The sequence below is a fragment of the Streptomyces sp. NPDC005898 genome (assembly GCF_040629635.1).
Taxonomy (GTDB): domain Bacteria; phylum Actinomycetota; class Actinomycetes; order Streptomycetales; family Streptomycetaceae; genus Streptomyces.
In genome coordinates this window covers 18,729-44,027 of sequence record NZ_JBEXWC010000006.1, presented here as the reverse complement: position 1 = coordinate 44,027, position 25,299 = coordinate 18,729, and the positions used below count along the sequence as shown (strand labels likewise).

18 protein-coding genes are annotated in these 25,299 nt (G+C 68.9%); 5 read left to right on the top strand and 13 right to left on the bottom strand.

What is annotated here, in order from left to right; all coding sequences use genetic code 11:
- Nucleotides 1-18: 18 nt before the first annotated feature.
- Entirely contained in the window at nt 19-1,137 is a 1,119-nt protein-coding gene (menC, locus tag ABZ385_RS10650; protein ID WP_358698493.1) for an o-succinylbenzoate synthase, read from the top strand.
- Here menC and ABZ385_RS10645 read toward each other — a convergent pair.
- The 3 genes from ABZ385_RS10645 to ABZ385_RS10635 form a co-directional block, all read right to left on the bottom strand.
- Nucleotides 1,121-2,296: a spore photoproduct lyase family protein gene (locus ABZ385_RS10645; protein ID WP_358910917.1), complete on the bottom strand. Its 1,176-nt coding sequence runs from the start codon at nt 2,294-2,296 to the stop codon at nt 1,121-1,123. The genes menC and ABZ385_RS10645 overlap by 17 nt on opposite strands.
- Before the next feature lie 116 nt (nt 2,297-2,412).
- Entirely contained in the window at nt 2,413-2,913 is a 501-nt protein-coding gene (locus tag ABZ385_RS10640; RefSeq protein ID WP_358911137.1) for a hypothetical protein, read from the bottom strand.
- A gap of 194 nt (nt 2,914-3,107) precedes the next feature.
- Nucleotides 3,108-3,494, bottom strand: coding sequence for a nuclear transport factor 2 family protein (locus tag ABZ385_RS10635; protein ID WP_358580726.1), 387 nt, complete (start codon nt 3,492-3,494; stop codon nt 3,108-3,110).
- A gap of 133 nt (nt 3,495-3,627) precedes the next feature.
- On the opposite strand from ABZ385_RS10635, the gene ABZ385_RS10630 reads away from it, so the two are divergent.
- Both ABZ385_RS10630 and ABZ385_RS10625 read left to right on the top strand, forming a co-directional pair.
- Nucleotides 3,628-4,224: a TetR/AcrR family transcriptional regulator gene (locus ABZ385_RS10630; RefSeq protein WP_358698497.1), complete on the top strand. Its 597-nt coding sequence runs from the start codon at nt 3,628-3,630 to the stop codon at nt 4,222-4,224.
- Nucleotides 4,225-4,512: 288 nt separating this feature from the next.
- Nucleotides 4,513-6,042 carry an adenosine deaminase gene (locus ABZ385_RS10625; protein ID WP_358911135.1) on the top strand — a complete coding sequence of 510 codons (1,530 nt, stop codon included), beginning with the start codon at nt 4,513-4,515 and terminating at the stop codon, nt 6,040-6,042.
- 114 nt (nt 6,043-6,156) lie between these two features.
- Here the strand turns inward: ABZ385_RS10625 and ABZ385_RS10620 are convergent, their stop codons facing one another.
- From ABZ385_RS10620 to ABZ385_RS10600, 5 genes are all read right to left on the bottom strand, one after another.
- Nucleotides 6,157-6,324, bottom strand: coding sequence for a hypothetical protein (locus ABZ385_RS10620; protein ID WP_358910915.1), 168 nt, complete (start codon nt 6,322-6,324; stop codon nt 6,157-6,159).
- Between the two features lie 78 nt (nt 6,325-6,402).
- Nucleotides 6,403-6,759 (bottom strand): PRC-barrel domain-containing protein, encoded by a 357-nt coding sequence (locus ABZ385_RS10615; protein WP_358580720.1) that lies wholly within the window; start codon nt 6,757-6,759, stop codon nt 6,403-6,405.
- 447 nt (nt 6,760-7,206) lie between these two features.
- The gene (locus tag ABZ385_RS10610) at nt 7,207-9,477 is read right to left on the bottom strand and encodes an ABC transporter permease (protein ID WP_358910913.1); all 2,271 of its coding nucleotides are present in this window, start codon (nt 9,475-9,477) and stop codon (nt 7,207-7,209) included.
- Nucleotides 9,474-10,157, bottom strand: coding sequence for an ABC transporter ATP-binding protein (locus ABZ385_RS10605; RefSeq protein WP_358910911.1), 684 nt, complete (start codon nt 10,155-10,157; stop codon nt 9,474-9,476). Before ABZ385_RS10605 ends, ABZ385_RS10610 begins: the two co-directional genes overlap by 4 nt.
- A 79-nt stretch (nt 10,158-10,236) precedes the next feature.
- Nucleotides 10,237-10,680, bottom strand: coding sequence for a hypothetical protein (locus ABZ385_RS10600; RefSeq protein ID WP_358910909.1), 444 nt, complete (start codon nt 10,678-10,680; stop codon nt 10,237-10,239).
- Between the two features lie 411 nt (nt 10,681-11,091).
- Between ABZ385_RS10600 and ABZ385_RS10595 the strand changes: the two genes are divergently transcribed.
- Nucleotides 11,092-13,068, top strand: coding sequence for an amino acid transporter (locus ABZ385_RS10595; protein WP_358580717.1), 1,977 nt, complete (start codon nt 11,092-11,094; stop codon nt 13,066-13,068).
- A gap of 18 nt (nt 13,069-13,086) precedes the next feature.
- Here ABZ385_RS10595 and ABZ385_RS10590 read toward each other — a convergent pair whose 3' ends face one another.
- From ABZ385_RS10590 to ABZ385_RS10580, 3 genes are all read right to left on the bottom strand, one after another.
- Entirely contained in the window at nt 13,087-14,946 is a 1,860-nt protein-coding gene (locus ABZ385_RS10590; RefSeq protein WP_358910907.1) for an APC family permease, read from the bottom strand.
- Nucleotides 14,947-15,337: 391 nt separating this feature from the next.
- Complete coding sequence (locus tag ABZ385_RS10585; protein ID WP_358910905.1) at nt 15,338-17,287, bottom strand: tetratricopeptide repeat protein; 1,950 nt, start codon at nt 17,285-17,287, stop codon at nt 15,338-15,340.
- Between the two features lie 18 nt (nt 17,288-17,305).
- The gene (locus tag ABZ385_RS10580) at nt 17,306-18,454 is read right to left on the bottom strand and encodes a hypothetical protein (RefSeq protein WP_358910903.1); all 1,149 of its coding nucleotides are present in this window, start codon (nt 18,452-18,454) and stop codon (nt 17,306-17,308) included.
- Nucleotides 18,455-20,107: 1,653 nt separating this feature from the next.
- Between ABZ385_RS10580 and ABZ385_RS10575 the strand changes: the two genes are divergently transcribed.
- On the top strand, nt 20,108-20,392 hold the full coding sequence (locus ABZ385_RS10575; RefSeq protein ID WP_358911133.1) for a hypothetical protein: 285 nt from the start codon (nt 20,108-20,110) through the stop codon (nt 20,390-20,392).
- Nucleotides 20,393-22,921: 2,529 nt separating this feature from the next.
- On the opposite strand, the gene ABZ385_RS10570 is transcribed toward ABZ385_RS10575, so the two are convergent.
- Nucleotides 22,922-23,767: a hypothetical protein gene (locus ABZ385_RS10570; protein WP_358910901.1), complete on the bottom strand. Its 846-nt coding sequence runs from the start codon at nt 23,765-23,767 to the stop codon at nt 22,922-22,924.
- Nucleotides 23,767-25,242: a hypothetical protein gene (locus ABZ385_RS10565; RefSeq protein WP_358911131.1), complete on the bottom strand. Its 1,476-nt coding sequence runs from the start codon at nt 25,240-25,242 to the stop codon at nt 23,767-23,769. Before ABZ385_RS10565 ends, ABZ385_RS10570 begins: the two co-directional genes overlap by 1 nt.
- Between the last annotated feature and the right edge of the window lie 57 nt (nt 25,243-25,299).

The following is a 25,299-nucleotide window of genomic DNA, read 5'->3' as shown; positions in this document are numbered from 1 at the left end:
CCGGAGGAGCCGATCACCATGCGGACCAACCTGCAGATCACCGGAGTTGAGCTGCGGCGGATCGCGATGCCCCTGCGCTCGCCGTTCCGCACCTCCTTCGGCACCGAGACCGCCCGCGACGTCCTGCTCGTACGCGTGGTCACCCCGGACGCCCAGGGGTGGGGCGAGTGTGTGGCGATGTCCGCACCGCGCTACTGCTCCGAGTACGTCGAGGGGGCCGCGGACGTGCTGCGCCGCTTCCTCGTCCCGGCGCTCCCGGCCGTGGCGGACGCGCACGCGGTCAAGCGTGCACTCAAGCCGTTCAAGGGCCACAAGATGGCCAAGGCGGCGCTGGAGACGGCGGTGCTCGACGCGCAATTGCGTGCTGCGGGGCAGTCGTTCGGCTCTTTCTTCGGCGCGGGGCGCGACCGCGTGCCCTGCGGCGTCTCGGTCGGCATCATGGACTCCGTACCCGAACTCCTGGACGCCGTAGGCGGGTTCATCGACGAGGGGTACGTCCGTGTCAAGCTGAAGATCGAGCCGGGGTGGGACGTGGCGCCGGTCCGCGCGGTACGGGAGCGGTTCGGCGACGACCTGCTCCTCCAGGTGGACGCCAACGCCGCCTACACCCTGGCCGACGCCCGCCACCTGGCCCGGCTGGACGCCTTCGACCTGCTGCTGATCGAACAGCCCCTGGCCGACGACGACCTCGTCCAGCACGCCGCCCTCGCCGAGCGACTGCGTACGCCCGTATGCCTGGACGAGTCGATCGAGTCCGCCGAGGACGCCGCCGCGGCCATCATCCTGGGCGCCGCCTCCGTCATCAACATCAAACCGGGCCGTGTCGGCGGCTACCTGGAGGCCAAGGCCATCCACGACCTGTGCGTCGCCCACGGCGTCCCGGTGTGGTGTGGCGGCATGCTGGAGACCGGCATCGGCCGCGCCGCGAACGTCGCGCTGGCCGCCCTGCCCGGCTTCACCCTGCCCGGCGACACCTCCGCGTCCGGCCGTTACTTCGCCACCGACATCACCGAGCCCTTCACGCTCGCCGACGGACACCTCCGCGTACCCACCGCGCCGGGGATCGGCGTCGATCCGCTCCCCGAGATCCTCAAACGGGTGACCACGGCCGAGGAGTGGCTCAAAACGCGTACCTGATCCGCAGCCAGGGCGCGTGCTCGGCGAGCAGGCGCCGCAGCCGCGTGAGGGATTCCTGCTTGACCTCAAGGGCGTAGCGCACGTTGAGGGCGCCGTTCTGCGAACGCTTCGGCTCCTGGATGTCGGGCCGCCACAGCACCTCCTCGGCGCGGGGGTGCCAGCCGAGATTGACCTCGTGGAGCGCCTGGTTGTGGGTGAGCATGATGACCTCGGCCGCCGCCTGCTCCTTCACGCGGGCGGGCAGCACGTCGTCGAGGTGGGTGAGCAGCTCGGCCCAGGCCCGCTCCCATCCCGGGCGCAGGACGACGGGCGAGAGGTTGAAGTGGACCTCGTAGCCGGCGTCGAGGAAGTCGGCGGCCGCGGCGATCCGCTCGGCGACCGGGCTGGTGCGGATGTCCAGCAGCCGGGCGTCGTCGGGCGGCATCACGGAGAAGCGCACCCGGGTACGGCCCCGGGGGTCCAGGGCGAGCAGGTCGGGGTTGACGAACTTGGTCGCGAAGGACGCCTTCGCCGTCGGCAGCGCGCGGAACGCGGCGACGAGGTCCGCCGTGTTGTCGCTGACCAGGGCGTCGACGGAGCAGTCGCCGTTCTCACCGATGTCGTAGACCCAGGCGTCGGGGTCGCACTGGTTGGGTTCCGTCTTGGGCCCCTGGGCCCGCACGTGGCGCCGGATGTGGGAGACGATCGCCTCGATGTTGGTGAACAGGGTGATGGGGTTGGCGTACCCCTTGCGGCGCGGGACGTAGCAGTAGGCGCAGGACATCGCGCACCCGTTGGAGGGTCCAGGGGCGATCCAGTCGGCCGACCTGCCGTTGGGCCGCGTCACGAGCTGCCGCTTGACCCCGAGCACGAGCGTCTCGGTCTTGACCCGGACCCAGCGCTCGACATTGCCGTCGTTGCCGTGCAGGGAGGGGATGCGCCAGTGGCCGGCCACCTCGGTCACGCGTACGCCCGGCAGCCGGGCCATGATCTGTCGCCCGCGCGGCGAGTCCAGGGCCGCGGGCTCCGCGTACACCTCGCGTACGTCGAGCATGCGCCGCGCCTGTGGACTGTCCCGGAACGCCTCGTCGGCGCCCGGCGCCGCCGCGGTCTCCGCCCACTCGAAGAGCGGCTCCTGCTCGGGCTCCCCCGGGCCGCCTCCCGCCGCTGACCGCTCCACGTGCCGTCCTTGTCATCTCCGCCGCGCGCGATAGCCCGGCGCACTACGCCCTCTACTCTCCCGCTGATCGGGACCTCTCGCACTCCGGCGGAGCCGCGAGATGCCGACGCTGCCCGTCAGCGCACCACCACAACGTCTGTCCCGACTTTCACGAAGCCCCAAAGGCTTTTGGAGTCATCGGTCCGCAGACGTATGGCCCCGGTCTTCTTCCTCGGCACCGGTTCAGGCGACGCCCCGTCCCGCGCGGCGGAAAACGCGGCCGCCGAGCCACCGGCACGGGAGAAGTAGACGACCCGCACGACCGGAACCCCGTCGCTGCCCACGGTCGCGTCCCGCAGGCCGGTCACCTTGTGCTCACCCACACCCGGGCGGACCGACCCCGGCCACACCGCGAAGGTGTCGAAAGGCTTGTCTCCGCTGCCGCCGACCAGCCATACGCGGTCTCGGCCCAGGGAATAGACGACTCGCTTCCCCTCCCCCGATTCCTTCGGGAGCAGGTGCGGCGTTTCGCGCTTCTCGCCGCCAGGGCCCGGCGTACTCGCCTTCGCCCGGGGCTCTTTGCGGGCGGTGGGCTCGGGAGTCGATCCCTCGGCCTGCATCGCGAGTACCGCAACCACGGCCAACGCTGACACGGTAAGGCCTGACACACTGATCCAGGACGGTATCCGGCTGGCCATCGGCGTTGCTTGTCCCCTACGCGAATTGCGGCCCCGGGCCGGGCCGCGGCTGTCGGAAGCCTATCGGGCGGGCCGCCTCCCGCCCCCACAGCGTGCCCCCGAGCGGGAAGCCTTCAGGCCTCAGGCCTCAGGCTTCAGACGAAGAAGGCGTTCATCCCGGGCACGTCGGAGAGATAGGTCTCGATACTCGCGATCTTCCCGTCGCGGAGCCGGCACACCGTGGCCAGGTGCTCGTCCAGCACCGCGTCCTCCCGGCGCGCGGTGTTGTGCAGGGAGAGCGCCACGTTCTCCCGACTGACCAGGATGTGCAGCAACGTGAAGTCGAGGCCGTACGAGGCGATGCGCCGAGCGCGCTCCACCACGGCGTCGGCACCCTCGGCCACACCGGAGACGGTGTTGTCGCCGGGCAGGGTCCATGTGGCGTCGTCGTGCAACAGAGCGCGGATGCCGGCCCAGTCGCGTGAGACGAGGGCCCGGTGAAAGCTGCGTCCGAGGGCGGCAGCGGCTTCGTTGCTGGACATGGCGTTCCCTTCCTGGCACTGCAAGCGGGATGCGCGGCGCTGCGTCCGCGCCACTAAAGCGGTGATCTCCGCTTTAGTGCGACTGTAGGCACACTGCCCGCTAACGCACAACCCTTCGCTTTAGGATGGAGGGGTGAACACCGACGCATCCACGAAGCGGCCCGGTGGCCGCAGCACCCGCGTCCGTGACGCCGTACACGGCGCCGTGGTCGCGCTGGTGGCCGAGCGCGGCGCCGACCAGGTGACCCTCCCCGCCGTGGCCCAGCGCGCGGGCGTCAACTCCAGCACTCTCTACCGTCGTTGGGGCACGCTCGCCGCGCTCCTGGCCGATGTCGCCCAGCATCGCGGCGAGGACGGCGCGCCCCCGCTCCTCGGCGACCTGCGCGCCGACCTGGAGAACCAGGCGCTCTGGACGCTGACGGAGCTGTCCCGGCCCGGCGGCATCGCGTTCTTCCGCGCCGAGGTCGCGTCCGACGTCGACGAGCGGCGCGACGGGCTGCGCGAGTGCCTGCGCAGGGTCAGCGAGCGTTTCCGCCCCATCCTCGACACGGCGCGGCAGCGAGGCGACGCGCACTCACCGCGGCCCCCGTCCCCGTCCCTGGAGCAGGTCCTGGACCGGATCATCGCGCCGCTCTACTTCCGGGTGGTCTTCTCGATCCCCGGTACGGACGAGGCGTACGTCCGTGGACTCGTCGCGGAACTCCTCGGGGAGCCGCAGCTTGACCGCTGACCTTTGACCGGCGAAGACGAAGGCGCTCATGGCGAAGGCGAGGGCTAAGGCGCTCATACGGAAGCCCGGTGGGCGCACGCGGCGCACGCGGCGCACGGTGGTTTGACGCGTGCGCCACCCGTCCGGGTGGTTGGCCGCCCGGTGCCGCCGCGTGAGCGACGGGCAGCCGCTCTCGTGTGGTGACCATGCCGCGTGACTCACTTCGCCTTGCGCTCCGCGTCCCGGGGCCGTGTCCTGACCGCCACCACTCTCAGCGCCCTGGTGCTCTGCCCCCTGCTGTCGCCCTCGGTGGCCGGCGCGGCGGACGCCTCTCCCCGCCACGTACGAGGGGCGGAACCTCCCGTACGTACGTCGACCGCCTCGGAGGAGCGAGCGGCGAGGCGCCTGGAGGCCCTCCGCGCAGGAGGTGACCCGCGACGGCTGCGGGACTTCTTCCACCGGCTGCCCAAGGGCGCCGACCTGCACAATCACCTTTCCGGGGCGGTGACGACGGAGTACCTGGTGGAACTGGCCGCCCGGAGCGGGCTGTGCGTCGACGCCACGATGACGGCCGTGGACGCGCCGTGCGGGGCCGGCGCCCGCCCCGCGGCCGACGCCCGCACCGACCGGGACTTCCGCGCCGCGATCGTGCGTGCCTGGTCGATGCAGGACTTCCCGCGGGGCGGGAACGGCCACGACCACTTCTTCGACACGTTCCAGAAGTTCAGCAGGGCCACGTGGGACCACCGGGGCAGGATGCTCGCGGAGGTCGCCAACGGCATGGCGGAGCAGAACCAGTTCTACCTGGAGACCATGGTCAGCCCGGCCTCCGAGGAGACGAACCGGCTGGCGGACGAGGTCGGCTGGCACAAGGACCTCGCCCGGCTGCACGGAAAGCTCACCGCGGGCGGCAAGCTCGACAAGGTCGTGGCGGCGGCCCGCAAGGAAGCCGACGGCACCGACGCGCAGTTCCGTGCCGCGAACCACTGCGGGACCAAGAAGGCCCGGCCCGGCTGCGACCTACCGGTGCGGTGGATCGCCCAGGTCGGGCGGACCGGCCCCTCCCAGCGGGTCTTCACCCAGCTGGCGCTGGGCATGCGACTGGCCGAGCGGGACGGCCGGTTCGTGGCCGTCAACCTCGTCCAGCCCGAGGACGAGAAGAACGCCCTGCGCAACTACTCCCTGCACATGCGGATGATCGACTACCTGCGCAAGGTCTACCCCAAGGCGCACGTCACCCTGCACGCGGGCGAGCTGTGGCCGGGCCTGGTCAAGCCGGAAGAGCTGAAGTCGCACATCGGGCAAGCGGTGAACACCGCACGGGCCGAGCGCATCGGTCACGGCGTGGACCTGGTGCACGAGGACCACTGGCAGAAGACGGCACGCACGATGGCCGGCCGGGAGATCGCCGTCGAGGTCCCCCTCACCAGCAACGCCCAGATCCTCGGCGTACGCGGCCCCGACCACCCCTTCCCCACCTACCGGCGCTTCGGCGTCCCCGTGGTCCTGGCCACCGACGATCCCGGGGTCAGCCGCACCGACATCAGCCGCGAGTACCAGTACGCCGCCCAGACCTACGACCTGTCCTACCCCGAGCTGAAGGACCTGGCCCGCGCCTCCTTGGAGTACGCCTTCCTGCCCGGCAAGAGCCTCTGGCGCGGCAACCCCACCCAGGAGGGCTACCGCCTCACCGGTGTGTGTGACACCGGCCGGCCCGGCGCGGCGAAGCCTGCCGCGCGGTGCGAGCACCTGCTGAACGGCAGCCCGAAGGCTGCGGCGCAGTGGCGCCAGGAGGCCGCGTTCCGCCACTTCGAGAGCCGGGCGGGCACCAAGGCCTGACGCCCGCACCACCAGCGGCCTGTCGACCCCTACGAACCACAACGGCACCCCCTCTCCCAGGGGGTGCCGGCGTACGAAGAGGGAGCCCCGACGGCCTACGGGCCATGCGCCACGTCACCTGGGCAGGCGCCTGCGGCGGCGCCCCAGGCGCAGGCCGAGGAGGACGAGGTCGGCGACGAGCACCACCACCCCGATGACCAGCAGGTAGAACAGGCCCTTGGCCACCAGCCCGATGATGCCGAGGACGATGGCCACAATGACCAGCAGGAGGAAAAGAGCCATCTGCGTCACCTCATGGTGGGGGAAATCGGTGAGGGGAGTCGGTGGGAGAAGTCGGCAGGAGGGGGGTCGGTGGGGGTGTCAGCGGCGGGCGAGGCGGCGTTCGCCACCCGCGCCCGTGCGGTAGACCAGCTCGTAGTGCGCGAAGACCGTCTTCTCGTCCTCCGCGAGCAGTTCGCCGTCCGTGTCGATCGAGGGCGCTTCCTTGACCAGCTTCTTGTCGTAGGCGACCTTCAGATATCCCGGACCGACCGTCGCACCGCCCAGGGGGACGAAGACCAGCCGGTGCCGGGTCGGCAGGCCGACCGTCACGGTCGCGAACGCGGGCTGGTCGGTGGCGGTGTCGACGTAGACCGCCTCCAGCGCGCCGATCTTGTGCCGCTCGTGGTCGACCACATCGTGGCCGCGCCACTCCCTGATGTCTTCCGCCTCGAACACGGGGTCCCCTTCGTCTCGGGCCAGCTGAAGACCGCTGCCTCGTCTTTCTCTCGCTCCTCCCTCCTTACCTGCCTGGGGAACGTCACACCCCGAAGAGCACACAATGCCGCGCACACGGGGCGACCACACCCCCCTCTCCTGATCATCGCCGACACCCGCACCCCCTGCTACCTGGCCCTGGACCGGACGCCCACCACCCGGACCTCCCTGCAGAAGGCCTCGCCTTCGCCGCCCGGACGGCCCGGCCGGTGGTGAGGCACGGGGGGACTCGCCTGTTGCCGGAGAAACATGCGCAGCCGCAGCTTCCCTGAAACACTGCGGCCATCGGTGCCGCGGGGGCCCGGTGTGTCGTCATCGAGGTGCCCGACGAGGAAGCCCTTCGGGCCCGACGGGGAGCCGTCCGTCAGGCGCTCAGAGCGTCAAGGACATGCTCCGCCACGCCACGGCTCAGTCGCGTCGGATCAATTCGGGATTGATCCGACGCCCGACCAGGGGCAGCGTGCCGAGCACCGCCACGATCAGGACGGCGAGCGCAGCCACGGTGAGCAGGGGGATGCCCGCGCCGTCCCAGAGGACCTCTCCGCCGCCTGTGACGAGGTAGGAGGACTCAGCCAACTTTCCCGTGACCAGCGCGAGGACCAGTCCGAGGGCCAGGGGCAGCACCACCTGGGCGCACTGGACCAGCCGCAGCGTACGTGGCCTGGCTCCGATGAGGGAGAGGGCGGTGACCTGCGCACGGCGCTCTACCGCACGGTCGGTGACGGAGACCAGGAAGGCGGCGACGCCGATCACCAGGCCCATGATCATGCCGACAGCGAGCAGGGTCTCGATGACGGTGATCTGCTGAAGCGCGTCGATGTTGATGCCGACGGGGTCGACATCGGCGGTGGGCACGATGGCGCCGATGCGGTCGAGCACCGTTCTGACGGTCTCGGGATCGGACGCGCTGGCAAGGATCAGGCTGCCGGTCGCGGGGAGGGCACCGGGCGGCAGCTTGGACGGCGGGTAGAGGACCGGCGCGTCGACAGAGGTGATGTCGTAGCCCCAGTACAGGGCCTGCCGGCGCGGCACGTGGAGCTTCACGGACGTGCGGTGGTCACCCTGCCGGAGGTGGACGGTGGAGGGGGCGACGGGCTCCTCGGTGACCGCGGGGTCGGTGAGACGGAGCGGCGTGCCGTCCACGCAGCCCTCCAGACGGCGCACCATCTTCGCGAGCTGGCCACAGGTCGCGACCAGGGCACGGGCGGGAATGCGCGGGCCCTCGGCCTGGGGATCGAAGGGCGGCTCCATCACCATCGCGTGTGCGCGCAACTCCGGGATGTCGCGGAGCTTGTTCTGCTGGTCCTTACTGAGGCCCGACAGGGACAGGCCGTACTCCTGGGAGGGCGAACTGGGCCGCAGGATCTGGTCCTCCTCGACGAGGACGCCTTGAGCCAGGGACGCGGAGAAGACCAGGAGGACCAGCCCGGTGACGACGCGCATGGCGCTGCCGGGTTCGACCTCGTTGCGGCGCATGGCCAGATTCAGGGTGAGAGAGGAAGAGCGGGCCAGGCGCTTGGCGAGGAGGTACGACAGGAGCGGCATCGTGAGGACGAGCCCGAGGCCGGTGAGCAGCACGCCGAGCGGGACCAGCAGTGTGTTGATGCCCGTCGTCTGGGCCGGACGGTCGGTGAGGCCGGTCAGACAGTAGCCGGTGACGATGCCGAGGCCGGTGACGAGCAGGAGGCCGCCCCAGACGCGGGGTGCGCGGGGGGCCGCCGTACGGCGCGTACTGAGCGGGCTTGCGGCAGCCGCCCGGGCACTCGCGCGGCCGACGAACCAGGCCAGGGCCGGGCAGCCGAGCAGGCAGACGGCGAGGGTGGTGGCGGACAGCGCGCCATCGGCCGGATACCACTTGAGACCCGGCAGCCCGGTCCTGGCCATGACCTGGTTCAGCAGCCAGAACTCACCGAGGCCGAGGAGCGCGCCGAGCAGTGCGGCGGCGACGGTCTCCGCGGCGTTGACCCGCTGGGTGCCCTTGGCGCTCAGGCCGAGCAGGCGCAGCGCGGCGAGACGGCGGTTGCGGCTGGCGGCGGAGAGCTTGGCGCATACGGAAAGGAAGACCGTGAGCGGCAGGAGAACCAGCGTGCCCAGTGTGAAGCGCAGAATGTCGAGGGTGGAAGGCTCGATGGCGGGCACAGGCGCGTAGCCGGTACCGAAGCTTTTCAGGGCGCGGGTCGCACCGAACCCGGTGAGCTTGGAGCGGTCGGTGCCGACGTACGCGTACAGCTCGTTGGGGTCCGTGAGTCCCGCCGGGGAGATGGTCCCCTTCTGCCGGCCGGGCAGCAGCCCCTTCAAGGCGGGCTCACGCTTGAGTTGGTCACGCAGAGCCGGGGAGACGAACACCTCGCCCGGAGAGGGGAGTTCGCTCAGGCCCGCCGGTGGTTTCGGAGTGTCGACCGTGCCGCGGGCGATGAAGACCCGGTGAAAGGGCTTCGAGCCGTGCGGGTCGGACCGCTCCAGCACCAGGGTTCGGTCGCGTTCGGGTTTGCCGGGGAAGACGACGGTGGCGCGGTCGGCGGCCCGGCCGTCTCGCGCGTCGAGGATCGCCGGGATCGTCAGGACGAGTGCGAGGCAGCACACCCCGAGTGACCCACCCACGGTCATCAGCAGAAAGCGCGCCCGTGTGCCGCGCCCGGAGCCGAGGAGCAGCCGCAGCCCGAGCAGGAACTCCTTCATTCCGATGCCCCCTTGAGGGCGAGGACACCGTCGGCCATCGTGCAGCGGCGGTCCGCCTGCGCGGCAACCGTCCGGTCATGCGTCACCAGGAGCACAGCGGTGCCCTGCGAGCGGGCCAGGGACAAGAACTCCTTCAGCACGGCGTCCGCGTTCGCGCTGTCGAGCGAGCCGGTGGGTTCGTCCGCGAAGACGACGGCGGGCCGGTGCACCAGCGCACGGGCGACGGCCACGCGCTGGCTCTGCCCGCCGGACACCTGCGACGGGCGCCGCTCGCGCAGCTCGACGATGCCGAGGCGGTCAAGAACCTCGGCAGCGGCCTTCAGCGCGGGACGCTTACGAACACCCGCCAGCCGCAGTGGCAGCGCCGTGTTCTCCTCGATGGTCAGCTCGGGCAGCAACTCGCCGTACTGAAAAACGAATCCGAATCGCTCACGCCGCAGCGTGCTGATCTCCTCGTCGCCGAGGTCTCCGAACGCCTGCCCCTCGAAGCGCACCTGCCCCCGAGTCACCGGCAGTACCCCCGCCAGGCAGTACAGAAGCGACGACTTGCCGGACCCGCTGGCCCCGGTGATCGCCACGACCTCGCCGCGGGCGAGGCTCAGATGTGCGTCGCGCACGGCGGCTGTGGAGCCGTAGGAGAGGTCAACTCCTTCGGCGACCAGGACTTCCGACGTACTCACTGTTTTCCCCCAATGGGCCGGATGGGCCCCGGCCGAAGGACCGGGGCCCACAAGGTGGTGCGACTGTCGCCGGCAGCGCTTATCGCCGGTACCGCTTGGTCGGCGAGCAGTTGTCCGGGTGGAACGAGCCTCGGTCACGGCATGCGCGTATCCGGGCGTCGTCCGTGTACCGGTCGGCCGGGGCCCACACGAGATAGTCCTTCCACACCGACTGGCGCTGCTTGCCGTTGAAGCGGTTCCAGTCGTGGCCTTCCGCCTTCACCTGGACGTACACGTTGTGGCCATCACCGGCACTGGTGTCCTTGAGCCAGCCCTTGAAGTGGAAGGCACCGTGCGTCCTGGGCCCGGCGGGCTCCCACTTGTACTTGCCCGAGTGGAACGAGACGCCGCCACTCTTGCGGGTCGGGATCTTGTGCCATGACGCGGCCGCCTCGACGCCCCCACTCGCCTCTGCGAATGCTGCCCCTACCCCCGCGAAGAAGAGCCCAGCGGTGAGCGCCCCGACTGCCAACTTCCGATTCACTTATGTCCTCCCGTTGTTTTGCTGCCGTTATCCGCATGTCCATGATCGGCAGCCACGGCAGCTTAACAGTCGGTCACCATGCGAACACGGGGCTCCGGCGTGAGGTGCCCCACGCCGGGTCCAGCGTCGAACGCGATCCTCTGGCACCCGCCTTCCGAGCCCGTGGCGGCCGGGGCAATGGCCACGCATGCGCGACGCCACGCGGTACTTGCGATTCGCTGCAACGGTGCTGTGGCACACCCGTTGCCCGGCGATGCCGTTCAGCGGAGGCGGGGACGTACTACATGTGGCCCGACACGTACAACCCGATGACCGGGGTAGTACAGCATGGCCGCATACTCGGTGATCGATACGAGGCCGTCACCGCTGTACCGGCCGATCAGTGCGCGGGAGCGAGGAGACGTGGGGGACATGAAGGACGTGAACGGCCCAGCCGTGCCCGAGGTGGTGGAGAGCCCCGCCCTGCGGGCGCAGCCCACCGGCCGCCTCGCCCGGTGGATGCTGCGCCACCAGGTGCAGCCCGTCGGACCGGCGGCCGGTGAGGGGCAGGGTGAGCCGCACGCCTGGTGGAAGGTGATGTGCCTGACCGGCGTCGACTACTTCTCCAGCCTCGCCTACGTGCCGGCCATCGCCGCGCTCGCCGCCGGCGCCGCTTCCCCCTTGGCGACACTGCTGATCGTGGCGCTGACCCTGCTGGGCATGCTGCCGATGTACCGGCGCGTGGCGAAGGAGAGCCCGAACGGCGCGGGGTCCGTGGCGATGCTGGAGGACCTGCTCCCGTTCTGGTGGGGCAAGTTGTTCGTGCTGGTCCTGCTCGGCTTCGTGGCCACGTCGTGGATCATCACCATCACCCTGTCGACCGCGGACGCCTCGGTGCACGTGGTCGAGAACCCCTTCTTCCCGGAGGCCCTGCACGGCCATGAGGTGGCCCTCACGGTGGTCCTGCTGCTGGTCCTCGGCGGGGTGTTCCTGCTCGGCTTCAGCGAGGCCGTGAGCGTGGCCATCCCGCTGGTCGCCATCTTCCTGGCGCTCAACGCGGTCGTCATCGCCGTCGGCATGGTCCACGTCCTCACCACCCCCGGGGCGTTCTCGGCCTGGACGGACGCCCTGGTCGGGGGCGGCGGCTTCGGCGACCTGGTGACGCCGGCGCTCCTCGCGTTCCCGCTGCTCGTACTGGGCCTGTCCGGCTTCGAGACCGGCGTGAGCATGATGCCGCTGGTGGCCGCCGACGGCGCGAACGACGAGGAACGGCTGCGCTCCCGGATCCGCAACGCCCGCAAGCTGCTGACCACCGCCGCGCTCATCATGAGCGTCTACCTGCTGGCCTCCAGCTTCGTCACCACCGTCCTCATCCCCGAGGACGAGTTCCGGCCCGGCGGCGGCGCCAACGGCCGCGCCCTGGCCTGGCTGGCCCACGAGCACGTCGGCGAGGCGTTCGGCACCGTCTACGACATCAGCACGATCCTGATCCTCTGGTTCGCCGGCGCCTCCGCCATGGCGGGGCTGATCAACATCGTCCCGCGCTACCTGCCCGACTACGGAATGGCGCCGGAGTGGGGGCGCGCGGTGCGACCGGTGGTCATGGTCTACACCGCCCTGTGCATCCTCATCACCATCGCCTTCGACGCGGACGTCGACCACCAGGCGGGGGCGTACGCCACCGGCATCCTCGCCATGATGGTCTCCGGTGCCTTCGCGGTGACCCTCTCCGTGGCGCGCGGCGGCCGCCGGCCGGTGGCCGTCGGCTTCGCGCTGCTCACCCTCGTCCTGCTCTACGCCCTGATCTACAACATCGTCGACAAGCCCGACGGCATCACCATCTCCGGCTTCTTCATCCTCGGCATCATCTTCGTCTCGCTGATCTCCCGCGTCTCCCGCACCACGGAGCTGCGCGCCGACCGGATCGTCTTCGACGAGGCCGCCCGCCGGTTCATCACCGACACCCTCGCCCACGACGAGTCGATCAACATCATCGCCAACCGCCGCCAGGCCGGCGACAGCGCCGAGTACAGCGACAAGGAGCGCGAGCAGCGCGGCAACAACCCGGTCCCCGGACCGGCCGACGTGCTGTTCCTGGAGATCGACGTGGTCGACCCGTCCGACTTCAGCGAAACCCTCTCCGTCCGTGGCTTCGAGGTCGACGGCTACCGGATCCTGCGCGCCGAGGCGCCGGCCGCCCCGAACGCCATCGCCACGATCCTCCTCGCCCTGCGCGACACCACGGGCGTCCAACCGCACTGCTACTTCGCCTGGGCCGAAGGCAGCCCGTTGAAGCACATGTTCCGCTACTTCCTCCTCGGCCGCGGTGACACCGCCCCCGTCACCCGCGAGATCCTCCGCAGGCAGGAATCCGACCCCGACCGCCGCCCCCGGGTGCACGTCGGCTGACCGTCGGGCGGTGGGCTGCTACGGCGCCATGCGGAACCTGAGCCGGCAGATGACGGCGTCGGTGTCGCGGCGTACGGCATGGGCGAGAACCGCGCCGCGCTGGTTCTGCAGCAGGCGCTGCCACCGCCGCTCCGGCTCCGTCTCGGCGATGAGCACGGTGACGCGGGCGCCGGGTTCCGCGGCGACCAGCGCGCGGACGTACGCGGTGATCGGGCGGCCCAGCGTGCGGCGCTCGGACGGCAGGCGGACGAGGTCCACACCCGGGTTCCACAACGCCCAGTCGCGCTCCAGCGCCTCGGTCGTCACCCGGTCCTCCTCGTCCGCATGACACACCGTCACCGCCCGCACCTCGTCGCCCAGGGAGACGGCGGCGGTGAGCGCCTCGCTGGTCAGCCGGGTCAAGGACGAGACCGGCACCAGGACGAGTGAACGCTGACGGCGCGGCGGCTCCGGGATCCGGCCGATGCCCAGACGCTCCCCGATGCGTCCATACGTCCGGTGGACGTGCTCGAACAGGGCGACGAGCAGCGGCACGGCGATCACGATCAGCCAGGCCCCGTCATGGAACTTCGTGGCCGTGACGACGACCGCGCAGACGCCGGCCAGCAGCGCGCCCAGGCCGTTGAGCAGAGCCTTGCCCGCCCGGCGGGGGCCACGCTCGCCGCGCCAGTGGAGCACCATGCCGGTCTGGGCGATCGTGAACCCGACGAAGACGCCGATGGCGAAGAGCGGCACGAGCGTGTTGGTGTCGCCGCCCGAGAACACCAGGAGAGCCGCCGAGACCGCGGCCAGCCACACCACGCCGTGCCGGTGCACCTGGCGGTCCACCTTCAACCCGAAGACGTGGGGCAGGTAGTTGTCCCGGGCCAGCAGCTTCAGCAGGACCGGCAGACCGCCGAACGACGTGTTCGCCGAGAGCGCCAGCAGCACCATGGTCGCGAACTGCACGCCGTAGAAGGCCCAGTTGTGGCCGAGGGAGGCGTCGGCGAGCTGAGCGAGGACGGTGACGCCCTCGACCGGCTGGAGACCGAAGCGGGAGATCAGCGCCGACAGGCCGATCAGCATCCCGCCCAGGAGCACACCCAGCGCGGTCTCCGCACGCATCGCCCGCCGGGCGGCCGGGGCGCGGAAGGAGGGCACCGCGTTCGCGAGCGCCTCCACGCCCGTGAGCGCCGAGCAGCCGGCGGCGAACGCCTTGAGCAGCAGGAGAGTGCCGACGGCGGTGGCGTTGTCCGCGAGTACGGAGGCGTGACCGGAGGAGGCCGCGGTGGACACGGGGGCCTCGCGGAAGAAGCCGACGACGATCAGGACGAGGATCGCGCCGATGAAGATCGCCGTGGGAACGATGAACACGCGAGCCGAGTCGACGATCCCTCGCAGGTTCACCGCGGTGATCAGAACCAGGACGGCGAGGCAGATCCACAGCCGCTCCCCGTACAGCGCGGGAAAGGCCGAGGTCAGCGCGGCGACCCCGGCCGTGACCGCCACGGCCACGTTCAGCACGTAGTCCAGGACCAGCGAAGCGGCGGCGACCAGGCTCGCACGGCGGCCGAGGTGCGCCTTGGCGACGGCGTAGGAGCCGCCCCCGTCGGGGAACGCGGCGATCACCTGCCGGTACGAGGCGACCAGCACAGCCAGCAGGCCGGCTATCGCGAGCGTGACGGGAAGGGTGAAACCGAGACCGTGGGCGCCCGCGGCGGCCAGGACGAGGACGATGGCCTCGGGCCCGTACGCCACGGAGGCCATGGCGTCCAAGGAGAGCGCGGCGAGGCCGGTGAGGGCCGTCAGCCGGTGACGGGCAGCGGAATCGGGAGGTTCCTCAACGCTCGGAGCGGCGGCGCTCGGAGCGGCGGCGTTCGGGGTGGTCAGGACGGCCATCGGGTTGATCCCTTTCACGACTGGTCCGCTCAGCCTGCGCCCCGGACCGCCCGTCCCCGCACCGCCTTTCTGCCTCCTTGACGCCATGGGGCGGAGTCGATACGTCCCCTTGACGCCGCTGGCGTAGGCCGAGCGGTGCCGGGGCGAGTCGTCGGCCGTTGGGGTACAAGTCGCACGGGGCGCTGTGCAGCGGCTGTTCCAGCGCAGGGCGCATGCCGAGATACGTCACAGCAGTGCGCGACCAATCACCTCACTGCCGCGTGAGTAGGAGGAGGCGAGTCCGACACCCGCGTTACGGAGGTGCTTGTGCAGTCTGCGCACCTCCGCAAGAAGATTGCCTGTCGGCGTGACGTCACCAAGGCCAGCGCCCCTTGCCCTGACCGCACACCCTTCACCAGCACATTCCCAATGATTGGAAAATCTGTTCAAGCCGGTAGACGTCCCTGTCCCCCACCCCGAACTCCTGCCTGAGTCGCTCCAGCGCCACCCGGCAGCGTTCGACGCTTTGCAGTGTCCCGTACACCTCGAAGTGCACCAGCTCCAAACCCAACGCCGTACGAACCGTTGCGGGGTGCTCGTCACCCAGCCCTCGTCTTTGCAGACGAAGCGTCTCGACAAAGAGATCGAGTGCCTCCTTGGTGCGTACACCCGACTCGTGGTAGGCGCAGGCCAGTTCGTAGGCGGTGGACAGCACATCAGGATGCGTCGGACCCAAAACCTGTTGCTGTTCTTCGAGCACGGCTTCGCCGGTCGCCACGGCATCCCGACGACGCCCTGCCAACCTTTCCACAACGGCGCGACGGCTCTTGGTGAGCAAGGTATCCCGGTGATCGGCTCCGAGCCGGCTCGTCTGTGCCTGGAGGGTCTTCTGCGCCAGTGCGATCGCATCCGCGACATCTCCACGACTACCCAGCGGGACGATCATGGCCGATGTGCTCTTGAGCGTGTCGATTGCCATAGGGCCACACACCGAGACACGACGCTCCCGCAGCGCCGCCCCCAACTTCACAGCATCGGCATAACGATGTGCGGAGGTGTAGGCACGCAGGAGGACGTCGCCAACGCCCAGGACAGCCTCGTCGTCCTCCGAGAACAACTCCCGCCCGCGGCGATACAGTGCCTCAACTCGCTCCAGAACCGCCTGCCAACGCCCCAGGTCCGACATGTGGTCATACGCTGCGGCCAACGCGGTCAGAGCCTCACACGTGACGACTTCCTGGGGCTCTCGAGCGAGGAAGGACGGCAGGACCGGCTGCCATCGCATCGGCGCGGGACACCGATTCGTCACAGGGTCACGAGGGTCCAACGCCATCAGCAGAACATCCGCCCAGCGAGCGGCATGGCTCATCTCTTCCGGAGAAAGGAGGCCGCGCACGGTGGCGCAGTACACGGGACTGACGTGCAGTAGCGCGTCGACGAACGAGCTGAGGCCGCACTTGCCCATGACCGGGAACGCCCTGTTCAGCTCAGTTGGGTAGAGAGCGATCTCCGTACTGAGAGTGTCATCCGCGGGGCGGTACAACGAGCGCGATCCAAGGGAGCGGGCGGGCAAAGGGGTGGGGCCGAGCAGGGCCGCCGCGTCCAGCAGGCGGGCCAACCACCGGTCCGTACCCGCGAGGGAAGCGCGTACCTCTTCGATTCTGGCGACGAGGGATCCGGGATAGTGGTCGGGGCCGCCCCCGCCGAGAACAATCCGCGGGTGAGCCCGCAGCGCGTTCAGGAAACCGTCGACTGTACGGCCGCGCTTGAGCCAGGCTTCCGCATAGGCGAGTGCCAGGGGAAGATCACCGAGGACAGCCGCCATCCGCCCTGCGTCCTCGCTACCGAGCGAGCCGATGTTTCTTTGGAGATAGTCGACCGCCTCCTGTCTGTCCCAAGGACCGACGGACACGACCTCCGCCCAACCGGCCCACTCGGCCGCAGTTCCGGAGGATGTGATCAGTACGTGCCCGGCCCTCCCACCCTGCTGGAACTGGTCATAGTCGCATCCGCGCAAACCATCGACCACCACAAGCGAGGGCTTCTCACCTCCACGCAGGGCGCCCTCCCACGCGGGGTTCCCGTGAACCAACACGCCGTCCGTGACTTTGATCCAGTGCACGGACTCGAATCGTGCCGCGTTGACGTGCACCCACTCAGCGGCGATGTGGCTCTTGCCGACACCGAACGGGCCGACAAGGACGGTCGTCCCCCAAGGAGCCTGAGACACACGCCGGTCGAGCGCTGTCAAGAGTTGCCGCCGTCCCCAAAACCGCGGGTTGCGCGGCGGCACGCCGCCGACGCTGTGCGCTGCCCCCGTCCGTATCGTGAGTGCCCGTAGCGCGGCTGCCTCATCGCTCACCCGGGTTCTCCCCCGCCGTCATTGCATGTCTGCCAACCACTCGTTGGTGGAGGTCAGATGCCGCAAACCCACGCCTTCCTGCGCCCACCGCTCCCCCTTCACGAGAACGTCCACGACCGGGTCCAGGTCAGGGCCATCGCCCAGCCACTTCGCCAACGTTCTCGCCTCCTCACGCGTACGGCTGCGCTCCTTGCCCGGGAGAGGAGCTCCCACGGTCATCAGGTCTCGGTAGAGCACATGCGTGGGCCGCACCGGCGGCAGACCCAGGTCGACGGCCGCCTGCATTGCCTTGATCGGGATCTCCAGACCGCTGACGTCCAGGTCCCCGAAGTAACGGATCTCCCTGAACGGCGTCGTGGCATGACCGTCAGCGCCATGGTGGGCCCTGATGCTGCGCACCGATGCGGTGAATGAGCGGCCCACTCCCCAGGCCACGCAGCCGATGCGGTGCTGGTGCTCATGCTCACGCAGCCGACGAACGAGGGAGGTGTACGTGGCCGAATTCTCGACGACGAGCAGGACGTCACCACCGCTCAGTGGCGTGCTCTGATCGCCCGGACTGAACCGGGAGAAGCGAGCGTTGAGAAGGGGCGGGTCGGTGGGGAATGCCCAGATCAACTTGTGGAAGTCAGTGCGCTTCTCAAACAGCGGACCACCGAACCCCTTGTGGTCCAGACACTTCTCAGGCTCCGGGAATTCCGCGATGTACGCCCGCTTCCCGAAGATCTCCAGGGCACGTTCTCGCAGCGGCACCTCCAGCACCGGGTCACACAAGGCGTGCAACCAGTTGCTGATGGCCGAGTAGGCGATCTCCTGTCTCGGGGTGACCTTCCGCTGTTCCTTGATCAGCGCATGGAGTGCCGGGTGATAGAGGGTTCGTCGCCTCGATCTGGGTTCCGGCGCCGCGCGCACGGGAAGCAGATGGATCCCCGGCAGCTCTCCCGCCTTCTCGCGCATGAGCTGGATGTTTCCGGACAAGACGAGGGCTGCGAGGCACTGGCGGAGTGTCTCTTCCTCAGGATCGCTGTCGGGTCCTGCCCGATAGACAGCTCGAAGCGCTTCGAGCAGCTCCGGTCCCCGCACCTGTTTCGGTCGATAGCCGTTCCAGCTTTTGGAGTCAGCCCACCGGTACAGACGTTGCAGCAGCTCCTCGGACAGGCGCTCCATTGCCGACATCATTCAACCGCCGCTTCCCCAGACGGACGCTGGTAGTAGCGGACGGCCGTGAGGTCACCGCCGGCACCCTCTCTGAGGGAGGCAAGATGCCGGCCCACCGACAGGTCCGCCACCGAGAGATACCGGCGCCGCGCCCGGAGGTCGGCGTCGTTACGCATCCTGATGACGAGCGGAAAGACATCCAAGGCGGTTTTGTCGTACAGGCCTGTGGTGTAGATGAGCTGGACGCCGAGTGCCGCGGCCACCGCCTGCTGGAGGCGGAGCAAGTAGAGGGCCGAGGCCCGGCCGATCGGATTGTCGAGGAAGAGCACCCCGGAGTACTGGCGGCGCACCTGTCCCCGGTCGTTGGCACGGAGCGCGGCCATCGTGCAGTACAAGACGATGGCCGCCGTGAGGATCTGCCCTCCGGAGAAGATGTCCTTGGTCTGCGCCACACGCACCCGCTCCACGGCCAGCCCGACGTCCGGCTTGAGCACTGTCACGCAGAAGCCCTTGGGCGCGACCGCGGCCTCGACGCCCTTCAGCACGAGTTGATGGGCGTCCCGATTTCCCCGGCGGTCCTTCCCTTCCACCGCAGCGTCGTCGACGACCCGCCCCAGCAGCTCCGCAAGTACCTCGTCGGTGACCTCAGGGAAACCGATCTGCAGAAATTGCTGGCCAGACCAACTGCCCAGCCCTTCGGGTAGCTGTGACAGGCGCTGGGCGCGCTTCAGGGTGCGCAGCGCGTCCCGAACCTGCTGGACGAACTGGAGCACAATCTGCTTGCGGTGCCGGCCGATCGAGTCAAGGTCGATCTCCAGCGTCCGCAGTCGGGGGCGCAGGTCCGCCGTCCACGTACCGGCCCGGACGGGCAGTTCATCCCGCGGGGTATGAAGCATGACACGGCGGCTTGGCGACTGCAGTTCCTCGAAACGGGAGTCCGCCGCGTGCGTGGCGAGACGGTCGGCCAACGCCCTCTCGGCCTTCTCCGCATCTGCCGCAACCCGCTCAGCAGCGGTGTGCTCGCCCACGAACGAGTCGTGACGCTCGCGAGCGGCGGCCGCATCACCCTTGTACGGCTGAACCGTCTCGAGCGGTTCGGCGTGCTCCTCGGACGGCTGTCCGAAGAGGTCGACCAGGATCTTGAAGGCGCGAGCGGTCTGACGGGCATCGGTCTGCTCCTGAACCCGCTTGTCCAAGAGGTCCCGCAGCTCGGTGGCGAGCGCCTCGGCCTCGTCGCGGGCCTGTTCTGCCGCCGCGACAAGTCGCTCGCCGTGCGCGACGTCACGAGGTGGCCCGAAAGGTGCCAGGTCGACGGGAGCCTCATCCGGGCGGGCTTCGTCGATGGCACTTCGCGCGGTCCTGCAACGCACCACGACCTCGTACAGCGCGTTCAGACGCACATGCGCCGCAGCCACCCGGCGTTGAGCACGTGACCGACCGGCGTTCAAGGCGGCGGTGTCCACCCCGTCGGAGCCCTTGAGCAGCTCACGCGCCACGACGCGCTCATCTTCAGGGATGGAGGCCAGCGCTTTCCCGGCGGCCTTCTCCTCCCGCTCGGCCTGTTCCAAGTCGGCCTTGAGACTCGCGCCGACCTCGACCCGGCCATACTCGTCGGCGGCCGTGCGGTAGAGACGACGCAGCACCTCCAGCGGTTGTTCCGGCATGGCGTGCTGCGCGGACGCACCACCTTCGGCTTCCCGGACGGGCAGTCCGGCCAATTCCTCCTCGGTACGGGTGACCGTGACCTGCAATACGTCGACTGTGCGCCGGGCATCCGCTGCGGCACCGCGGGCAGTCTCGGCCCTGGCGCTGGCAACGTCTGCGTTCTGCCGGTGCTCTTGGGCCGCCCCCCGCAACCGCAGCGCCTCTGCTTGCCAGCCAGCAATACGTGCCACCGAACGGACGAGCACCCGCAGCGCTTCGACACGGCGGTCCAGACGCAACTGAGCGTCGCTCAGGCCAGAGAGCTCATCGCGTGCCGTCCGCAGTTGCTCGGCCGTTCCGTCCTTGGTGGCCTTGGCCGCTGCCTCCGCACCTCGGGCTGCGAGGACCTGCTCTTCCGCGGCCACCATCGCGTCATGCAGCGCCGCGAGGTGGCCCGGAGGACAAGCCTCCCGCCACTGCGCCAGCCGGGCCATGAAGCGTCCGTAGGTGCGCAGCGTCTTGTCCAGTTCGGCCAATCGCCGATGGTGCTCGTCTCTCCGAACCGTCAGCCCGAGACGTTGCGATTCACCGGCCCGCTCGTCGTACAGGGCAGGGTGGGCCGGTACGACGAAAGTGACTCCTGGCGGCAGACCGCTCTGCCCTTGGAGTGAGGTCGTGGTCCCAAGGGCCACGAAGCCGGTCACCGTGACGCCCTCGGACCCGATGATCTCAGCGGCGACCTCGAGCTGGTCGGCATCGTTGCAGAGCACACCGGTCGTCAACTGGGGGAAGGCTTCGACAAGTTCGGCGCGCCGCTCCACATCGGGGATGGAGGCGAGGTACTCCCACCCCGTGCAGGCGGGAATCTGTCGCTCGTGCAACAGGTCGCAGATCCGCACCGCCTCGAGCGACGAGGGCAGCAGGTCGTTCCTTTCCAGGGAGGTGAGTGAACGCTCGTCGGCCGCCATGGCGATGCGGACATCGATCCTGGCGGTCTCGGCATCCCCCTGGGCCCGGGTTAGCCGGTCCGCGAGCCCTGCGGCCTCGATGTCGAGTTCCCCTGACTCGCCGCTGTACAGGCCGGCGAGCTGCAAATCTTGGGCTATCCGCCGCATGGTGTCGTCGGCGGTCTGGTGATCGCGGCGAGCGATGTCGTGGGCGTGACCGGCCCTGGTGAGCTCGTTGCGGCTCCTCTCGTGCTCCTCTTCGGCCTTCTCACAATCGCGCTCCAGCCCCTCCACCGCCTGCCGGCCTTCGGCCACTCGCTCACGATGAGCGGTGGCTTCGGACTCGGCCCGGCCAGCGGCGTCCACCACCTCCATCCCGTCGAGTACCAATCCGTCCCGAACAGCAGCCGCGATCTCCTCCTGCACCTCGGTGACACGGCCGTCCAGCAACCCCGCCTTCGCCTCCTCTGCCGCTGCCGCCGAGATCGCGGCGTTGTGATCCGTCTGCGCGGTCTGGGCTTCCCGGTCGCACGCACCGGCGCGTTCACCGAGTTCACGCGACTCGTCGTTGAGGTGGCGCACCATGCTGCGCAGCGCCTGCGACAGGCTCCTCGCAGCCTCATCGCGAGCGGCGAGCGCAGGTTGAGCCGCAGCCTCCGTTTCGGTGACATGCATGCGCAACCGGCGGGCGTTGGCGACGGCTTCGAGATCGCGGAGCACAGCGGGGACGGCCTGCCAGCCCTTCTCGATCTCTACGGCCTTCCCCCACTCTTCCTCGGCCGTCCGGTGCTTTCGCTGCGCCTCATCCAGCTTCAACTGGGCTACGAGCGCGCCCAGTTCTCGCGCGACGGCGGCGCTGTGCCGGTGTCCTTCGTGCGCTCTGCGGACCTCGTCCCTGAGCTGGACGACGCCTTGCTCCCGGTCTGCAAGTGCCTGCTTCTCCCGTGTGGCACGCGCCCGGGTCTGGTGAATGAACCGGTCCAGAGCGATTCGAGCGTCCCTCTGTCTCGCATCGGCCGCCGTCCGCTCTTCGCGGGCCTCACTCAGGGGCGCCAATACCGCAAGGGCTTCCTCGATGAACGACTTCTCCAACTCCATCATGCCGCGGTCCGCCAGTTTGCCGGCGTATGTGCCCAGCACCTCGGCCAGGTCTCGCGCGGGCTGAAGCGGCAGGATCGCGCTGAGGAGAAAGTTGACGAACGCCTGGTCGCTGCCGAGTGAGAAGGCGTCGGCCGCCTCCCCCTCGTCGCTGTTCATCGCCCGCTGATAGCGGAATAGCTCGGGGTCGAGGCCCAAGACCATGAGACGGTCCGTCCACTCACCGTGGATCTGGAAGTTGCGGTAGCCGAGTGCGGGCTCTGCCACGTCGGCAAGCCTGAGCCGCTCGCAGTACTCGGTCAGGCCGAGGTAGGTGTTGTTCTCCTCGATCGGCAATGTCTCCAGGTCGAGCGTGCGCCCCGGACGGAAGTGGTACCAGCGTTCGACCAGATCGGACTCGTCGGACGTCCGACGCTCCTTCCACTGGCTCACCTTCCCGGTCACCAGCCGCTTGCCGCTGGCGGCATGGGTCCATTCCAGTACGACATGCGCCACGTCTTCGCGTCCCACGAAGCCGGCCAGTGTCTGAGGATTCCGGGTGCCCACGGCATTTCGGCGCCCAGGAAGTACAACCGAGAATATGAGCTTGATAAGTACCGACTTGCCCCCGCCGTTCTCCAGGAACAGCACACTTGCCGGGGACGGGCGGCGCGGTGGCTCATCGACGTCGAAAATGTCGCCTTGCCGACTGTTGGCCACGGGAGCGCCGACCCCGCTCAAGTCGAGCAGAACGTTTTCGTACCGAGCGGCCTGCGGGCCGACTCCTCGCAGTAGGACACGGGACAGCTCATACATGGAAGAGTCCCTCGTCCGCCGTGTCCGGTGCGGCCGGGGCCCTAGTCTGCTCCGTGGAGTTAGGGGGAACCGTACGCACGGTGCCATGTGAGGACATCGGTACGACTCCCAGGGCGAGCAGTTCGTCGAACGCACTGGTCGCCGCGAGTTCGCGCACCTGGAGTTGGTAGCGCGGAGTCGTCCGGTACCAACCGTCCTCCCCGGCTCCCGCGACCGCCAGGAATCCCTGGTCGGTGAGGAAGTTGAGGGCTCTGGTGATCATGCCCTTCGTCGAGTTCATCGCCAACCTGCCGTCCTTGGTCAGCGCTGCTTCCGGTCGACGGGCGTACGAGATCCACACCTTCTCCAGCTCAGGTGTGTCGGTGGGAGTGTCCACACCGCCTTCCGTGGCGTCCGCCCTTTCGCGCAGCCGGTCACAGGTGTCACGTACTGCCCTGTCCACAGCTTCGGCGCTGACACGGCCCGTGTAACCGTCGTTGGCCAGATCATCGGGGCGCGGGAAGGCCAGGGCCGCAACCGCCAGGTGGATGATGCCGTGCAGTAGTCTCTCGCCCTCACCGCGCTGCCGGGCGCCTCTCACGTAGTCCTCGATCTTCGTCTCGAAGACCGAGTTCGGCAGCGCCGCCAGGGCCACACCGATGTCCTCTGTGGCACCGAGGATCTTCAGCCCGAGACCGCGGGCCGTCCGTTCCACCAGCTCCCGGAAGGCACTCTCGGTTCGGTACTTGACCACCAGGTCCCGGTAGGTCCGGTCCTTGGCGGGTCGCTGCCGGGGACGCATGCCGAAGGAGATGAGTTTCGCGGCGTCTTCGGCTTCCTCCACGGTGATGGTCGACATCACTCGTCAAACTCCTCGTCTCGGGAAACGTCGTCGTCCCACTCGCCCTCCGGGGCCTTCAGACCCACCCGGGAGATGAGCAGTTCGTCACCCCCCAGTGAAGGGACGTCGAGTTCACCGACCGCCGGGGTCGCGATCAGCACAGTGCTGTCTCCGCGGAGCATGGCCTCGCTGAGGGCCGGACTGAACGCGTGTACGGCGTCGTGCAGTACCAGTCGCTCGACGCTCGGTCCATGGACACGCGCCTCGCTTAGCAACGCGCTCAAGGACCGGGTCTCCTCCACGGCAAGGTCGATCAGCTTTCCCGCGATGTGCTGGTCCTCTTCACTGAACCGCACGGCTTCCCCATCCCGCTGCACCTCGGGAACGGGCACTGCCCCGGCATACACGCTGCTCTCCGAACGCACCGTCAGCAGCCGGCCCACCAATGAGCCCATCGAGGTCACCGCAGGCGGGACAGGCGCCACTCCGAAACGGAAGAAGTCGCTCACCGGCGCCACCGCGGCGCCCACAGACAGTCCGAGAAGAGGCACCAACAGCTGGTTGAAGACATCGACCGCCGCACGTTGGGGGGGACCGGAGAACTGCTGGCGGTCCTGCTCCTTGCGAAACAGCGCTCCTGCCCCTTGCAGCCTGGCCTGCAACTGCATGTGGCGATGGATGCACTCCCGAACAATGTCGACGAGCCCAGCCGCCTGCCGTTTCTTCCGCGCGTCGCGGGCACCATCGCGGTGTTCGGTGATGTTGGTCAGGATGGCGCTCTCGTGCCGGTAGCGCGCCTCAATGTGTTTGAGCGCGTCCTCCAGCAGGGTCGGAACCTGCTGCTCCCAGTCGACGGCCCGCACGTCCCGCCGGGTCGCGTCGAGATACTGCCGCAAGTATTCCCCGTACTGCACAGTGCGGTATCTGGCCTGCTCCGCTGCAAGCTTCGCGTCCTCCAGTCGGCCACGGTTGATGAGGTATTCGAGCTTGTGTTCGGCGGCTACCTGTGCCGACTCCACATCCGTGTCGAGCGCACCCACCAGAACGTTGATGGCTTCGTCCGTGACCCGCAAATACACATGGCCATCGGAGGTGGAGTGTTCCACGAGCAGCTTGAAGTCGAAGGCGTAGCGGCTGTAGGTACCTTCTCCGTCCACCCGGCCGTACGTCCAAGTGAATCCCCGGTCGAGGGTGCCGATGTTGATGAGTTTGTGGAGCACCCACTCCGCCACCACGCGATGTTCGTGTCCCTGCTGCTCCGGCACCTGCACAGCAGCAAAGTGAGTGACCTGTTCAATGACCTTGGCGTGCTCAGCGCCTTTGTCGAAGTCCATGGCCATCGCTACCTGGTCGATGGTATGAAGCGCGAGTTCCACCATGTGGTAGGGCCGGGCGTCGACACGTCCCAGGCTGCCCTTGTTGTCCTCCAGAGCCTGGAGCGGCGCAGTGCATGCGAGGGCTTTCACTCTGCGGATGAGCCCGTCATCCGGCATGTTCACGGCTGACTCCGCTGATTCACCACGCACATCAGGCACTGTAACTACGTGCCG

Excerpts from the sequence above, each read along its gene's own strand:
- menC (WP_358698493.1), top strand. The coding sequence starts at position 19 with ATGCGGACCAACCTGCAGATCACCGGAGTTGAGCTGCGGCGGATCGCG.
- ABZ385_RS10635 (WP_358580726.1), bottom strand. The coding sequence starts at position 3,494 with ATGTCCAGCAACGAAGCCGCTGCCGCCCTCGGACGCAGCTTTCACCGG.
- ABZ385_RS10620 (WP_358910915.1), bottom strand. The coding sequence starts at position 6,324 with ATGGCTCTTTTCCTCCTGCTGGTCATTGTGGCCATCGTCCTCGGCATC.
- ABZ385_RS10610 (WP_358910913.1), bottom strand. The coding sequence starts at position 9,477 with ATGAAGGAGTTCCTGCTCGGGCTGCGGCTGCTCCTCGGCTCCGGGCGC.
- ABZ385_RS10595 (WP_358580717.1), top strand. The coding sequence starts at position 11,092 with ATGAAGGACGTGAACGGCCCAGCCGTGCCCGAGGTGGTGGAGAGCCCC.
- ABZ385_RS10590 (WP_358910907.1), bottom strand. The coding sequence starts at position 14,946 with ATGGCCGTCCTGACCACCCCGAACGCCGCCGCTCCGAGCGCCGCCGCT.
- ABZ385_RS10580 (WP_358910903.1), bottom strand. The coding sequence starts at position 18,454 with ATGGAGCGCCTGTCCGAGGAGCTGCTGCAACGTCTGTACCGGTGGGCT.
- ABZ385_RS10575 (WP_358911133.1), top strand. The coding sequence starts at position 20,108 with ATGGCGTGCTGCGCGGACGCACCACCTTCGGCTTCCCGGACGGGCAGT.
- ABZ385_RS10570 (WP_358910901.1), bottom strand. The coding sequence starts at position 23,767 with ATGTCGACCATCACCGTGGAGGAAGCCGAAGACGCCGCGAAACTCATC.
- ABZ385_RS10565 (WP_358911131.1), bottom strand. The coding sequence starts at position 25,242 with ATGCCGGATGACGGGCTCATCCGCAGAGTGAAAGCCCTCGCATGCACT.